This is a genomic window from Blautia sp. AF32-4BH, from assembly GCF_003460565.1.
Lineage (GTDB): Bacteria > Bacillota > Clostridia > Lachnospirales > Lachnospiraceae > Fusicatenibacter > Fusicatenibacter saccharivorans.
In genome coordinates this window covers 70,391-87,198 of record NZ_QTVL01000008.1, presented here as the reverse complement: position 1 = coordinate 87,198, position 16,808 = coordinate 70,391, and the positions used below count along the sequence as shown (strand labels likewise).

8 protein-coding genes are annotated in these 16,808 nt (G+C 40.5%); all 8 read right to left on the bottom strand.

Translation table 11 applies throughout. The features are described 5' to 3' along the window. Positions 1 to 4: 4 nt before the first annotated feature. The gene (locus tag DWZ44_RS11375; RefSeq protein ID WP_117804895.1) at positions 5 to 4,063 is read right to left on the bottom strand and encodes a hypothetical protein; all 4,059 of its coding nucleotides are present in this window, start codon (positions 4,061 to 4,063) and stop codon (positions 5 to 7) included. Between the two features lie 88 nt (positions 4,064 to 4,151). Beyond that, positions 4,152 to 5,609, bottom strand: a complete 1,458-nt coding sequence (locus DWZ44_RS11370) for a type IV secretory system conjugative DNA transfer family protein (protein WP_117804894.1) — start codon at positions 5,607 to 5,609, stop codon at positions 4,152 to 4,154. A gap of 28 nt (positions 5,610 to 5,637) precedes the next feature. After that, the gene (locus DWZ44_RS11365; protein ID WP_147342477.1) at positions 5,638 to 9,114 is read right to left on the bottom strand and encodes a hypothetical protein; all 3,477 of its coding nucleotides are present in this window, start codon (positions 9,112 to 9,114) and stop codon (positions 5,638 to 5,640) included. Next, positions 9,107 to 9,571 (bottom strand): hypothetical protein, encoded by a 465-nt coding sequence (locus DWZ44_RS11360; RefSeq protein ID WP_117804892.1) that lies wholly within the window; start codon positions 9,569 to 9,571, stop codon positions 9,107 to 9,109. Before DWZ44_RS11360 ends, DWZ44_RS11365 begins: the two co-directional genes overlap by 8 nt. A 67-nt stretch (positions 9,572 to 9,638) precedes the next feature. Next, entirely contained in the window at positions 9,639 to 10,757 is a 1,119-nt protein-coding gene (locus DWZ44_RS11355) for a hypothetical protein (RefSeq protein WP_117804891.1), read from the bottom strand. A 14-nt stretch (positions 10,758 to 10,771) separates the two neighbouring features. Then, positions 10,772 to 12,601, bottom strand: coding sequence for a YARHG domain-containing protein (locus DWZ44_RS11350; protein WP_117804890.1), 1,830 nt, complete (start codon positions 12,599 to 12,601; stop codon positions 10,772 to 10,774). A 19-nt stretch (positions 12,602 to 12,620) separates the two neighbouring features. Beyond that, positions 12,621 to 13,703, bottom strand: a complete 1,083-nt coding sequence (locus DWZ44_RS11345) for an N-acetylmuramoyl-L-alanine amidase (RefSeq protein ID WP_243002067.1) — start codon at positions 13,701 to 13,703, stop codon at positions 12,621 to 12,623. Positions 13,704 to 13,795: 92 nt separating this feature from the next. Continuing rightward, complete coding sequence (locus DWZ44_RS11340) at positions 13,796 to 16,573, bottom strand: AAA family ATPase (protein WP_117804889.1); 2,778 nt, start codon at positions 16,571 to 16,573, stop codon at positions 13,796 to 13,798. Positions 16,574 to 16,808 lie beyond the last annotated feature (235 nt).

Sequence of the window (16,808 nt, the reverse complement as noted above, 5' to 3'; positions counted from 1 at the left end):
TTTGCTACTGCCTCCAACTCCACTCCATTTCCTCTGTCATTTTTTTGATTGTGCCTGGTTCCTCTGCCTTTTCAGCCAGCTCTTCTAATTCTGCCAACAGCGCTCTCCTCGTCCCTTCGGCTGTCGCGATCTCATCCGGGATCATTTCTGCCAGATGGAGCAATTCTCTGGAATTTTTTTTTATTCCAATAATAACTTCACTTTTATGAATCAAATCTGTCTCGCTTTTCAGCATCCCTGTTACTTTTTCCAGAAGGCATGCATACTCACACTCCAGCCATTGAAACAGTTCTTCGGATGTCCGTCCATCTTTCTTTTCCAGACTTCTGTTATACCGAACCCAGATCCAGTTATAATAATCAGGAATGAGCATGAAATGGCAGCCCTGATCCCCCAAAATATAATTTTCTCGAAAATGGATCGACGCATAGCTTTCTTCGATTTTTCTGTTTAACTCCTCGTACGCTTCCAGATCCTCTTCGTACAGCTCCTGCAGATATTTTTCCGTAAAACGATTGACGACGATCGGAATTCCATCGCCTGCATCTTTCTTTGCAATAAATGTACCGGAGCTGCAATACAGCGCATACGTTTTTTCCCAGGATGTCATCTTCTGTTGACGATCCACCTTTTCTTTCTCGATATAACTCGAATACAGGCCGATACTTTTTTCTCTTACCTTTTGATCATAATATCGAAGAAAAAAGAGAAACGTATCCTCAAGTCTTCCAATCCGCTCCACCTTATTTTCTTTTCCGTAGATTTTGATTACTTGCTCAAAAAGCTCCAGATATTCCACGATCAGACCTTCCAATTTCTGTGGGAAGAAGTCAAAATTTCTTCGAAAATACGATTCCCTCAGCCAGTGATAGACTGCATCCACATTCTGCCCCTTGAAAATTTTCTTAAGGTATTCCAGCAGATTTGCAGCATTTCGGACGACCGCCATTTGATATCGTTTCAACTGTTCTTTTGTTAATGTTTCCTCTCTTAACTGCAAAAAAAACATTTTATCGCTGTATTCTCTTGGCCGGAAAAAAGTTATGTTTTCTGCCAGTTCTTCCAGTTGAACGATTGTGCGATTCACAATATCTTCCCAGAAAACAGCTTTTTTAATTCGCGAAATGCGTTCATCGTTTTCCAGTTCTTTCTGCTGCTCTGCCATTTCTAAAATACGAAGCATCGTTTCTTTTCTGTTCTGATCTATTTTCCCAAGCTCCGGCTGCTGTGAAACAGCATCCGCCAGCATATCATAGGTATCCAGCAGTCCATCATAAATTTTATTTCTAAGCGCGCCGTCTCGAACAACTGGAAGAAGCTGCTCCAGATAAACTCCGTAGGAATTCCCGTAAAAAAATCCTCTCTGGTCCTTTCTATCCTGTTTTACCAGATTTACCAAAAATGTCACAGCGCTTTCCTGCTCTTTCCAGGCTTCTATAATTTCCCGGAATGCGGCCAGTCTTGGTTCATCAGAATATGCGTTAAGATCATATCTCAGATTCATCCGATCCGCTGTGAATACCTGAAACCACTCGTCCACACTTCCATGTTCAATACAATGTGAAATTAATCCCTGTGTATATTCATATGCCAGACGACTGGATTTACGATACCAGTATTCACGTTTTTGAAACTGAATAGGAACTTTTCTAAAATCTTCCACGGACAAAATCTGCAGGTTTTCGTAATTCATAAGTCTGATCTGCTGCAAAACATCACACCGCAGGTTTTCAGTGATCTGGCTGGCATAATACGTTTGCGGTTCTCTGTCATAATTCATACGAATCAGACTTTTTATGTATTCCTCCGTTGTCTCACCAAAGCCCATCCATCTGGCGGCGCCATCAACGCTTAATGCTCTCCTTACGTACTCTCCCCACTGTTTTCCATAATCATCTTTTCTCCAGTCTGCCGTCTGAAACCAGCTGACCAGACTGATCCGGTATCTGCATACTGCTTCTTCAGCAGCTTCCGAAAGACTTTCGAATATATACTGCCCATACGCTTCATTCGCAAATTCATACCGGTTCTCTCCGGCGGCTCTTTTTACGGTCAAAAGTGGAAGAATATCATTCAGTACACCAACGACATCATAGGATATTCCGGTAAACAGCACAAGTTCACAGATTTCCCTCAGTGTCGCAGATCCCAGAACTGCGATTGCTGCGCTGATCAGCTGCAGGGTATGAAGGCTGGTTCCGCAATACCGCTTCTGCAGTTTTTCCATATAATTTGCCGCAACATCATACGCAGTAATTTTCGTATCTGCCTTCATCACACTGTCTCCCCTTGCCAGATACGGCCGGATATACAAAAATTTCCGTTGCGCCTTCTCTATGATATCCTTCGCCTGCTCATCCGACAGTTTTTTGTAATTCTTCTGCAGATATTTTTTGAGCAGCGCAAGATAGCATTCATTTCCGCCGTCAAACCGTACAATCCTGCCAGCTTTTTTCTCCGCTTCTCTGATCCACTCTCTTGCCGTTCCCTGCAGATCTTCCTCATCCTGGATCCGTGAAAGAAGAATCAAATAAATATGATTTTCTTCCGGAAGAGCATTCAAAAAGACAGGATCTGGGATCGCATCCAGAACAGAGCCTGCATTACTGCCTAATTCGTCGATTCCGTCAAGGATGTAAACCAGTTTCAGTTTTTCCTCTGTTCCCTCGTGATCGGTCAGCTCCTCTTCGTAACGCTCTCGGAACAGTTCCAGATACTGGCAGAATGCTGCTGGCGCATCATCCCCTCCGTGTTCCATCTGCTGGCGGATATCTTTTCCGTCTATGTAATAGTCTTCATTATCCATTTCCAGCTGCCCCCCGGCAAAGGAACTCAAGTTACTACTTAATGCGGTAAAAAAGTCTCTTGCCGGATCTTCCTCGCGAAACTGCATATCACGAATATGGTATACACGCACCACCGCTTTTAAATCTTCCTGCAGAATTCCTCTCTGATATCTTCCATCCAGTTCGTGCGCCAGGGTGGATTTTCCCATTCCTCGCTCCATCTGAATGTGAAGAACACCTCTGTCATGTTCTTCCATAAAAGTTCTGATTTCATCCAGTACAAACTCCGGTTTCTCATAGCCAGGCGCACAATTCAGACATGCATATGCTTCACGGTCACTGCTCTTGGTAATCTGCCGTTCTTTTTTTCTTCGCTGGGATTTTTTTCTTCCATCCAGCATGGAATATATATTCGCATAATAAGGATTATTTTTTAACCGCCGCGGTGCATCCAGATAATTTGTGATCTCGGCATATTTTTGTCTACTGTAGTAGGAATCAAAAAAATAGTCTTTCTCTTCAAAAGTATAAATATATTCCGAAATCGGGTACGTCTGTTCTCCTACTTTCAGCACACTGGAAACATCGCTCTCTTTTTCAATGGAAATCTGGCCATAAAACTCCTTCAGAGGAGTATTCCCATTCCCTCCAAAATACAAGAACAGTCCCTGTACCAAGTCGTAGACCTGTTCCCAATACGCTTCTGTATTGATAAAAAGCGTACCGTGACCGATCGTCTTATTTCGCCAGTTCCCCACATCTTCATACCGCCCCTGTTCCCTTATCTTTTTAGGTTTGACTTGAAACAGCAGCAGAGTTCTTTCCAGAATTTCTTTCAGATTCTCATCAAGCGCAAATACACCAGCATTCTCGACGATACTTGAAGCAATCTCTCTCCAGCTCCCGATCGACAGCGGTTCTTTTACCATACGCGACAAGATGCAGCTAAATTTCTCCTGCAGTTCGAAATCGCTCTCTGGCATTTCCCTGCCTGTGAGAAAATCTTCTTGTTCTTTCTTTAATTGCGTCTCTGACATTCGGACAAAAGCACGGTCACTTTCCATTCGGGCACTGATTGTGATGATCGACAGGATAGACGGCAGTTTGATGCTGATTTCATAGATGTCTTTCAGGCGGAATAAGGCTCCGCAGATATCATCGTTTTGAACGCTTTGCTGTAAAAGCTGGTATTCTTTTTTCAGAATGGGCAGGATGTTCTGAAGATTTTCTTCACTGACCCAGATTGTTTTATCTTTTACTTTTTTTTTGAAATCCAAAAAATTCCTCCAAAGTTTTTGTGGACACTTAAACTATTTTTATACACAACAGGGGAGGTCTCCCTCCCCCATCTTCAAAATTCAAATCTTATTTCTGATCCCATAAATCAAATTGGAACACAAAAGGTTCATACTCTGGAAATCCAATAATAGCCTGTCCAACCTTTAGGTTTGTTATATCCCAATCTTCAACGACATAGCCATCACGCCGTTCTTCTACCATTCCTTTACTTTGAACATTGGTAGAATACACTTCGATTTTTCTATTCTTTCCAAATTGTTCTTTAATAAAATCTCTTGATTTAGGATCATTTACTCTGAAATTCAAAGAAGTTAAAAATCCAGACATAATGCTATGTGCCCGTTCAGCTCCATAGTTATCATATATCTGCTCAACATTCTGAATTCCAATCATAAATTTTATACCAAGACTGCGTCCAAAATTTACGGCATCATCCACATGCTCCAAATTGGGCAAAAGTCGAAACTCATCTGTAATAAAATATACATTTCCATCACTTCTGCTTCTTCCCAGTGCTTCTTTGATCGCCATATCAAACATCAGACTATATATTGGTGTAAGCATTTCACCGTAGCTGAGATCATATTCTATAAAAATTTTTCTTCCACCCTTTTTCCTTACCAGATCCCTTAATCCAAGTGTTCCTTTTTTACAGAAATTACCCACAAAAATATTTCTGACTATTTGTTGCAGTTCTGATAGAACACCTTGTGTCTGTGGTGATTCATCGGAAGAAATATAGCTGGTCATAGCTCTCATGTCAGAATAGGACTGCAGCATTCCTCTCAATTCAGTGGAAGTTCTGGATTTAATAAAATCAATTAATGCAGCATTGTTCAAATAGTTTTTATTTCCAGATTTTTCACTGTATCGTAAAAAATGAAGCATAACAGACATAAAAATATCTCTGGCCGCATTTGGGAAAAATACCTGATTGGTTTTCTCACAGGCTTCCTTGAATAAACTTTTTGCAATTTCAAGCACGCTTGCATATTGTTGTTCTCCATCGGCTATTTCATTAAAGATATTCCAATAATCAGGCCTTCCATCTGGACCAACAGCAGTTTCATCATTGCTGATTACAACATCTCCCGGTCTATAAAATTCCTTGTAAAAATCGCCTTTGGTATCAAAAATTATCATCACATCATCTTGTGTTAATGATTCATTAAGCTGATCCAACATTTGAAAGAATGCATTTGTCTTTCCAGTTCCTATTCCCCCAATCAGCATTAAGTGTCTGCTCAGTACACTTTTTGAAATAGGTATGTTTCTATGAATTCCCTGATTATCCTTTCCCTTAAAATACATAACTGGTGATGAGTCACTAATCTCCGGCGCACTTTGCTTTAATTCATTTCCGAACAGAACTGAATCTCTCTGATTTCTTTCTACCTTTGAAGTAACATTTTTCTCAGAGGGTTCATTTTCTCTATTCGCAGATGGTTGTTGTTGAACATTCTGATGCGGCTGACTCATATTTGTATTCGGCCGTCCTAATCGACTTCCTCCTAATATTGCCATACACTTTTCTCCTTATGTATTACTCGTTCTACATTCCCATTCCATCAGACTGCGATGGTGTAGAAGGCGCTTGTGCCTCACTTGATCCAGAAGTTCCGGAATCACTTGGCATTCCTTCAGATGCACCAGCTGCCATTTGTCCGCTGCCTTGATCTTCGCCAGAATTAGTTGGCATTCCTTCAGATGTATTTCCATCCTCTCCTCCGTTTTCTCGATCTCCTCCTGATTCATTCGGCATTTCTTCAGATGTATCTGCTTTCTGCCCGCCTGCCTCTGGGGATTCTTCTGATTCCGTTGGCATTTTTTCTGAAGCGTTTCCTTCCCATTCTCCATTACTTTGGTCTTCGCCTGACTTAGTGGGCATTCCTTCAGACATATTTTCTCCTTGTCCAGCGGTTTCTTGAGCGTTTTCTGAGTCATTTGGCATTCCCTGAGCGGCATTTTCTCCGTATTCTCCGTTTTTCACATTGTTATCAGAATTTTCTTGATCGTTATCTTCTGTTCCTTTTGCAGCGCTATTCTGATTATTTTCTGTTTCATTTTCTTCTGTTGGACTTTGGCTTTCTCCTGTTGTGTTTTGATTCTCCTCTTCTTTATCTCCTTTCGCAGTGTTGAGTGCATTGCTTGCATCGTCCTCTCCACTTTCTTCTGAAGCATTCTGGCCTTCTTCCATCTCGTTTTGATTTTCTTCTTTTTCGCCTTCTTGGTCAACGGTTGAATCGGCGGACTCCCCATTCTCCTCGGTTGAATTCTGGTTTTCTACTTCTCCACTTTTCTCTGTATTGTTTTGCTCCTCAGATTGCTCAGTTACTTCACTGTTGTTCTGACTTTCTACGTTTTCATTACCCGTAGAATCTGGCTTTTCTCCTTCATCTCCTACAGTCTGATTCGGGGCATCTCCCTCTTCTTCCGGATCTGTACCCTTCTGTGAATCGGCTTCTTCACCATCTTCTCTTTCGTTCAGAGCAGCGTTCTCTCCGTTTTCTTCTGGAACATTCTGCCCTTCTTCCATCTCGTTTTGGCTTTCTCCTGTTTCACCTTCTTGGCCAACAGCTGAATCGGCAGACTCTCCATTTTCCTCGGTTAGATTCTGGTTTTCTACTTCTCCACTTTCCTCTGCATCGTTTTGATCCCCAGGTTGCTCAGTTGCTTCTCCGCTGTTCTGACTTTCTGCTTCTTCATTACCAGCAGAATCTGGATTTTCTCCTTCATCTCCTACAGCCTGATTCAGGGCATCTCCCTCTTCTTCAGGATCTGTACCCTTCTGTGAATCAGTTTCTTCGCCATCTTCTCTTTCGTTCGGAGCAACGTTCTCTCCATTTTCTTCTGGAGCATTCTGCCCTTCTTCCATCGCGTTTTGGCTTTCTCCTGTTTCACCTTCTTGGCCAACAGCTGAATCGGCAGACTCTCCATTTTCCTCGGTTAGATTCTGGTTTTCTACTTCTCCACTTTTCTCTACATCGTTTTGATCCCCAGGTTGCTCAGTTGCTTCTCCGCTGTTCTGACTTTCTGCTTCTTCATTACCAGCAGAATCTGAATTTTCTCCTTCATCTCCTACAGCCTGATTCGGAGCATCTCCCTCTTCTTCCGGATCTGTACCCTTCTGTGAATCAGCTTCTTCGCCATCTTCTCTTTCATCCGGAGCAACGTTCTCTCCATTTTCTTCTGGAGCATTCTGCCCTTCTTCCATCTCGTTTTGGCTTTCTCCTGTTTCACCTTCTTGCCCAACGTTTGAATCGGCGGATTCTCCACTTTCCTGGGTTGGATTCTGACTTTCTACTCCTTCGCTTTCCTCGGCATCGTTTTGATTCCCAGGTTGCTCAGTTGCTTCTCCGCTGTTCTGACTTTCTGCTTCTTCATTGCCAGTAGAATCTGGATTTTCCCTTTCAACTCCTACAGTCTGATTCGGGGCATCTCCCTCTTCTTTCAAATCTGTACCCTTCTGTGAATCAGCTTCTTCGCCATCTTCTCTTTCGTTCGCGTTTTCTTCTGGAACATTCTGCCCTTCTTCCATCGCGTTTTGGCTGTCTCCTGTTTCACCTTCTTGGTCAACAGTTGAATCTGCGGATTCTCCACTTTCCTCAGTATTGTTTTGCTCCTCAGATTGCTCGGTTGCTTCACTGTTGTTCTGACTTTCTACGTCTTCATTGCCAGTAGAATCTGGATTTTCTCCTTCGCTTCCTACAGCCTGATTCAGATCATCCCTCACTTCTTCCGAATCTGTACCGTTCTGTGAATTAGCTTCTTCGCTCTCTTCTCTTACGTTCGGATCAATGTCCTCTCCGTTCTCTTCTGAATCATTCTGGCCTTCTTCCATCTCGTTTTGATTTTCTTCTTTTTCGCCTTCTTGGCCAATGGTTGAATCTGCAGACTCTCCTACTTCTTCCGTTCCTGTGCCATTCTGTGAATCAGCTTCTTCGCCATCTTCTCTTACACTCGAATCGATATCCTCTCCGTTTTCTTCTGAATCATTCTGGCCTTCTTCCATCGTATTTTGACTTTCTTCTGTTTTTTCTTCTTGGTCAACGGTTGAATCTGCAGATAGATTCTGGCTTTCTACTGCTTCATTTTTCTCTGTATTATTTTGGTCTCCAGACTTCTCGGTTGCTTCTCTGTTGTCCTGCCCTTCTGCTTCTTCATCATTCCTACCATAATTTATTCTATACGCTGGATCTGAATATGTAACATATGGTTTGCTTGGATTTTCAAGCGCACATTGAGAATTTATCCGATCTTCTTCACTCTGACCAGAACGTTCCCTTTCATCAGCAATAGATGTCATCCTTTTTTTATCAGCCTGTATCGCTTCTACTAAATCATTATTATATTTTCCATCATCAAAAGCTCCATATTCTTTTGCTGAAATATCATTTCGTTCTATTTCCCGTCCAGTAGATCTATCTGTGCTAAATGATGCACCTTGATTATAATTAAATACTCCTGCATTCTCAGCATCCTTGAATGTTTGAGGATCAATGTAATACTGATTTCCACCCCCTGAACCATGCTGCGGATTCGCTTCTGCTTGTCCATATGCCACCTTTATTCCTTCACCATTAGGGCTTAGGCCGTCTGGATTGGTCAAGCGGTTATACAAATTCGAATCTTCTGTTTTTAATTCTGCCAATCTTTTATGATCAATATCATATGCTGAAACATTTGAATGTGCTTGAAAATTGCCCTGAATCTTATTTCCATTTTCATATGTCGATGTTGAAAAATCAGATAATTTTGTTTGAAGGGCGGAATCTAATTCATTAGTATTGAGTTTTTCACCATTCATGCAACTATCAATTGTTGCTTGATCAGTAAAATAACCTGAAGCTGCTAAATGTTCTATTCCTTTATCATCGATATATGTAGCCCTCGCCCAATCATTTTGCCAGCCAGCCATATATATTCTAGTACAATCATCACGAATAATGCCATTTTGATAAATATCATGTCCGGGAAAATTTTCTGTTCCTTGCCATCCAGTCGCTATTTCAGCGCATGATTTACTCATTTATAGCCTCCTGCACAACGCAAACAGATTCATTTGTATTATCAATAGCAACTATCATCCTTAGTTGGCCTTTTTCATAAATTGATCTTCTTTCTCCATCCTCTACACACACAAGATTTAATGAACTAATATACTCATTCATTTCTCTATAAGCCTTATATACGCAAGAATATAATCCCTGTCTTGTAACTTGCTTTAGTTCTCGTATATACTCACTCATATTTGGTACAAAGCTTATCTGTCTTAACAAATTTTCTCTAAAAAGCAATCTACACTGTCCTTCATTTTTTCCAAATTCAACCTCTTTAATAGTAAAATATGCTAACTCTTCTTTTAAATGTATTATTTTTTCATCATCAATCCCAACATTTTTCTTAATTTCATCTAACTCTCCATTAATATATGCTATCAATCTATTATCGTTATCTTTTATACCTAATTCCGTTAATCTACACATAAAATTCCTCCATCTAAAACGATTGCCAGCATATCCTCTATGCCAGCAATCATTCATTAATTATAATTTATTTCGACCACTTATCAATCGCATAATCACCCTGTTTTTTAAGGTCATCAATTAACGCGCCCAGCTCATTCATAGCCATAACTGTATCTTCCCATGGAAGTACTTCAACGAATCCTGAATATTCTTCATTCTCACCACGGCGCTGTAATAAAGATCTCTGACTTCCAATGTGAATAGCCGCATGAGCTCCTTTTACCTTAATTTTAATTACAAGGTTCGGCACAAAGCAGACGATAAGCAGGTCAAGTAAATAAACGATTGATGCAACAATCAATAAGAGACTCAAGAAGCTGCTTCTGCTCATAGATGCTCTGATTGCCATTTGGAAGCAGGCAACGCTGATGCCCGCGCACAGCAGTTTAAGCCATGGATGTTTATATACAATAACCGTCGGAACGATACCAAGAAGACCAAGGATTACTCCTACCGCTATTGTTCCACCATTTCCAGCATTCGAAAACAGTGCTATTGTTAAGTAAAGCGCCAGTACCTCAATTGCAATACTACCAAACAGATTCAATAAGCTGAATTTGTAATCTTTATGCATTTCAATGCCAGCCAGCTCATCCAAATCAAATTCATGTTCCTGCAGCAGATTTCCTGTAAGCGAGGTTCCAGCTGCTCGGAAAAGAATTCTTCTGTTAGTAACCATCAAACGACCTTCTGCCTTCATAAATTTGAGTCTTGTCCGCAGTCTGGCAATATTATACTGTTTTACAACAACCTCATTTTCCTCTGGTTTTACACAGTCCGGAACAATTGGCACATTATATTCAAACGGATCGCCCGCATTGCTGGAAGGTTCGCTCACACCAGATTGGTCCCTAACCGATGAAACAAAACTGCTGAACGAAGAAAAATCCGGCTGAAATGACTGTACCAAGAAAGGTTCATGTCTTTTCTCATAGGGCTGCTGATACTGCTGCTCTGCTTCTTGCTGATATTCCTGATAGGAGTCTTCCTCCTGCTGATATTCCTGCTGGTATTGTTGTTCCTGCTCTGTCTTTTGATAGAAATCACTTTCATCCTTCCTATTTTCTTCCATAAACTCCTGAAACTTCTGGCAGTCGCATTTTCCATCTACCAGTTCTTTTCCGCAAAATCTACAAAATGCCATTTTCTCCACCTCCGTTAATTACTTCTTGCATCACGCTCTTTTTGAAGCGCTTGAACATTTCTTTTTTCTACATCGCTAAAAACACTGTCAGAAAAATCTTCTGGTTTTATAGTTTCTTTATACCAGTCATACTGCTCATAATAAGTCCGAAGCTGATCATCCTTAAATATGTATCCATGTCTCGCATAGATCTCATTAACCGCATATCTCAGATCTTCATCTGACAGTTTTTTAATATCTTCAGAAGCTATTTCAACTTCCGAACTGTTAGGAAATATCATACCATTTTCTGACTCAGACTCATTTTCTTTCGTATTTTCCTGTTTATTTTCCGTTTCTGTCGTTTTTGATTCTGTCACAGCAGCAAGTTTTTCATCTACGTTATCTTCATGTTTATAGGATTCCAAATTGGATGTTACGGCTGCTTTGTATAATTCATCCAGCGTTTTATATCCATCGTAATACCACGTTTTTCCTCCCCAGCTATCATCTGTTTCATCCACTCTAATTTCAACACTGCTACTCGGTGTTCCATGACTTGTTACATCAACAGTTGTAATACCATCAGAATCCACTAATAAATCATAGTAACAAATATACCAATAGATATCGTTTGTTTCCGTGTAGGTCTTGCTTTCCTTCGAATATGTATCTTCCACCTGTGCTTTATAAACAAGATAGAGAATATTGTTGCTTCCCCAATAATCCTCGTCATCCTTGTTAATAAGCAGATAATCTCCAATATAAGTAAGGCTTTTTAATTTTTCGCTTTCACTCCAGTTTTGAGCTATATCTGCATTATAAACATCTTCCGCCTGTGACTGCATCTCTTTTAAACTTTCATCCGATATTTCTGAAATTTTGCTTACATAGCTGTCCAATCCACTAACTGTATATGTTTTTGTTAGGGATTCCGGCACCATTCCATAATTCTGGAGACAATAGTCTGTCGCATCTTCATCATACATATATGCAGTTGCTGTTACTGTATCTCCATTGGAAAGGCCTTCGCTTTTGTCAAGTTCATAATTGAAGTCCTGTGCTGCAGCTTCTGATGGATTTCCTTCCATACTTGCAGAACCATTAGGAGCGATTCCTTCAAATGTCACCTGCATTCCTTCAAATGGATCAAATTTTTTCGCTTCTTCCAGTTTTTTGACTTTAACCTCTATATTTTCATATTTTAGTTTATATCCATAATTAGAACGGGCTATCTCATCATTACAGTGCCATGTATATGTAACAACATCTCCATTACTAAGCCCTGTCTCTTTGTCTAACGCTCCGCTGACACAATCTGATAAAAACTGTCTTGCTGCTGAACCCTGATAACTATTAATACGCTTTTTTCGAATGATATTTGTTAGCTTTTTCCCATAATCATCTTCGAATTTTTCATAATCAAAGGTCATCGTTGCCTGCCCTACTGTATTATAGCCATCGATGGAGACTGTTGTATATTTGTTCAAATTAATAGATGGTTTAATCACCGCGGATAAAACAAGAATGATAACACAAAGTCCCAGTGCTATTCCTGCACACAAAGCAATCATTTTATTTCTTTTTTTCAGTCTTGCATCATCCCTAGGTGCTCTTTGAATCTTCTTTGGTTCTTGTCGTACTTTTGGCTCCTTGGGTTTTATTTGCACATGAACTACTTCTTTTTCCACGCGCTTACCGCACTCTGGGCAGAAAGCACTGTCTTCCGGTATCTTGCATCCACAATTCGTACAACGTTTCATTTTTTCTTTTTGAGGTTTCTGCCCGATTGTTTGCTGTTTTCCACATTCAGGACAAAATACACTATCATCGGGTATTTCTCTTCCGCATTCTGAACAACGCATCTTCTCTCCTCCTCATTTTTTATTTCTGGAAAAACTGATCTAATCCATTTGCGATACCCTGTACAATTTTCATCTGGTATTCTTCCGTTTCCATTGCCAAATCCTCAGTCGGGTTTGTCATATATCCCATTTCCACAATAGTAACCGGAACTGTACACCAATTGATTCCACTCATTGTATCAGTTTCCCATACGTATTGCTTTTCACATCCCGTAGCATCACATAATGAATCCAAAATTGTTTCCGATAACCTTTTACTCTCATCCGCCAGTTCTCCATTATATGGATTAGCTCTCGTCTGGCACATTGTCATTGCTCCACTAACCGAAGCATCCGTAGATCCATTCGCATGTATTCTTACGAAAGCATCTGCGTTTGCTTCATTGGCGATCTGAGCTCTTTCACTATTGCTGATATCAACATCGTTCGTAGTACGTGTCATAATTACCTGATATCCACGCGCTGTTAACTCTTCTTCCAATTTCAATGATACACTAAGCGTTAATTCATACTCCGGAACTCCACTGGCCGTTCCCATCGTCCCTGACGCAACCTTTGCCTTTGTCTCCGATGCGCCCGGCCCAATCGGTTCCTGCTCGCTGTTTCCCTGTGCCTGATGCCCTGCATCAATTACAATCAAGCGGCTGTCGACAATCTTATTTTCTTCCGTAAGAAATTCACTTAAGATATAACCAATTTGTCCTTGATATGAAATTTTAGACCATTCACCTCTGCTTTCAATTACCTCAACCTCCTCATAAGCCTCTAAATTCGCTATAATCTCTGCTTCTGTATTTGGCTCGTTTCTAAGATCTGCTGGTTTTTTGATATACATGGTCACTGGTTCAGGAATTGTTGCCGGTTCTTGCTCATCAGATTCACTTTCTACTGCAGTTTCGTTTTGTTCTTCCATTGTCGTTGGCGAAATATCTGGTGTTTCTTCCAGTTTCACTTCAGACTCTGTTCCTGTATCTTGCGATACCGCTTCCGATTCTGCCTTCGAAATATTTTCTGCTTGTATTTTTGAATCAACATTTTTCCCACAGGCAAGCAGTAGGAACATAATGCCCAGCATCATTGTCGGAATTCTTATTTTCTTCACTTTTTTCCCTCCTCATTCCTATATTTCTTGTGAATTTCGACAATTTTATTATAACGCAACATTTTACTTTTGGCTACTATAAACAACAATTCTTAACCTATTATCTGATGATGGATTGCAATTACATCCAGATCCTCTTTTAAAATCGTATTGATATCAGCATCTTCAGATTTAGCCACCCGATCAGACATGACCATAATCAACTGTTCGTTCAAATTTCTTACCCAGCGCCCATTACTATGTTCTTTTGACTGCGTATAATTATTTTTTACAACTTCACTGTAATACGATTCATCTACCACATAACCAGCGTTATGTATCCCCATCAAGCCGATCTGGACAATCTCCTCCGGTGTATAATCTTCAAAATCAAAGGTATGTGGAATACGGCTGGCCAGACCTGAATTTTGTTTCAAGAACTCATTCATTTCCTTCGTATATCCGGCAAAGATAATAACCATATCTTTGCGGTGATCTTCCATAAATTTTAAAATTTCATTTATCGCTTCCAGACCAAAATCATTCTGACTGTCTGAATTCAGAGAATAAGCTTCGTCAATAAATAATACACCTCCAAGTGCTGATTCCAGCACTTCTCTTGTCTTAAGCGCTGTCTGACCAACGTAACCAGCTACTAAATCGCTGCGTGATGCCTCGATAAATTTCTTTTCTGCAATAATCCCTTTTTGGTACAACACTTCACCAATAATCCGGGCAACTGTTGTTTTTCCGGTTCCCGGATTTCCAAGAAACAGAGAATGTAATGTAAAATCCTGATTCATCTGTCCCTGTTCCTCACGCCGCTGGTTAAGTTCTGCCAATGAAATAAAGCGGTTGACCTGTTCTTTGACCTTTTCAATACCAACCATCTTCTGCAGTCGATCAAATGCCTGCTCTCTATCGTCTTCATTTTCAGCTTTCTGATATTTTCCCTGTGCCAGTGCTGCATCCAGATCAACTTTTTTGATCGTCTCTAAATCCTCTTCTCCGTTATTCATAACGCGTTCTGCAAATACTTTCAGTAGTTTCTCATTAAAATTGCGAATCCATCTGGCATTGCTGTGGTCCAGCGATGCATGATAAGCGCGTTTTACCTGCTGTGCATAATATTCTCTATCTTCAAACGTGTACATCTTTTTCTCCAGATCCCGTTCTCCAATTTCCACGATTTCATCTGGTGTGTAATCCTCAAATACAAATTTATTCGGAACACGCGAAGCCAATCCCGGATTCGTTTTCAAAAACTGTTCCATCTCTTTCGTATAACCGGCAAAGATAATCATGATCTCTCCACGGTGGTCTTCCATATATTTTATTATCGTGTTGATTGCCTCAATACCAAAGTCGACACTGCTCCCTTTTTTATTCAATGCATACGCCTCATCAATGAACAGAACGCCTCCCTTTGCCTGCTCAAGCAGCGCCAGTGTCTGTTGCGCCGTTCCACCGACATTTTCTGAAATAAAGTCCGGTTCCGATGCTTCTATCAACTTGAATTCATCACTTTTAAAGGCCCCGGATTCGTAAAGCACTTCCCCGATCAGCCGCGCAACCGTCGTCTTTCCGGTTCCTGGATTTCCGAGGAATACGGAATGAAAGGACTGTTCCTGTGGCTGCAGACCCTTTGCAATTCTCTGACGGTTAAATTCAGCCAAATGAAGCATCTTGTCGATTTCTTTCTTGACACTTTTAAGACCAATCATCTGATTTAACTGTTCGCGTGCACTGCTTTTCGGTTCCTTGCTCTGTTCTGCATCTTTCTCTGTTATTTCATTGCTCTGTTCTTCTTTCCGCCAAACCCATTTACTGCTCTCGTCTATGTCTATACCAATATTCGATACATCCCCTTCACTGCACAGCACCTCATCAAGTTCTATCAGAGATGAGCCTTTGATCCGCAGATTTGGATTAACAATACGATTTAAGCGCAGAACATCTCCTCTGAATACAGAGTTTTCATCAAGCAAAAGGTCAATCTTCCTACTCATGTTGCCCAAAATTTCCATTCCTTCTTTCATACATACATAAGATTGACTTTCCGCACTAAAGATATTTCTGATTTTGGACGCAGTGCAAATTCCCCTGGAATCATCCATACACACAGATTCAAAATCATCATCATCTGATTGCAGATATGAATTTTTAATCAAATACACCGCAGATTCATATTCCGGCTGTGTAACGGTACAATTGCTGGTTATGATTCGACTGTTTTCACTCCAAATCGCTGGTCTGCGTTTTTCTTTATCGCACCCCTCAACACTCACATTATTCAGTGTAACGTTTGAATTGTAGGCGTTAACTACGCAGAACCCAACCGATCTTACTGCAGAATTTTTTATCTTAATTTCTGTATTTTTCGCCACGATGTTGCAATCACAAAATACACTGTCGTCGATTTCTACATTGCAATTCTCAAAATAACTTTTCAATGACCACTTCTCATTTTTCCAGACTGTTACATCTTTAAATTTTATTTGACACTCCTCTTCTGCATAGATGACTGGATAAACCTTCTCCTCTGTCTGCGTACTTTCAATCACAACATTCGTCATTTCCAGCTTCGACTTTCTGTTACAGTTGATGATATTACACTTTGGTTCTCCACAACAAATCCACAAACCCTTAAAAGAAACAGACGCTCCTTTCTCTATAAAAAAGCGGCTGGTTATCGTGTTTCGAAAATCCTCTCTTCCTTCTTCCGTTTTTACTACATGTCCAATAAAACTCAGGCTTTTACTCAGAGTGATATAATTGACGTTTGGACAATACCCTTCTTCGAGTTCAATGATATCTCCATCACTCGCATTCCTGACTGCATCTATCAGACTTGGTTTGTCATCATCTGCTCCTACTAAATATCTCGCCATCTCTGGTTCCTCCTTAAAAACTTCTGTTCTTTCTCTTTTCCGTTTTCTACTGTATACTTTCCAGCTGTTTTTTCATCCGATCCCATATTCCAGATAAAGCCCTGTACAATAAAAGGATTTCTCCCATATCAGCAAGGGTTCATCTGTTTTTATGTCACTACCGGATTCTGTCGTTTTCAATTACTTTTTCCCAATTACCCAACCTCAAATGGAAGGCGGGAACTGCTTCTTTCCT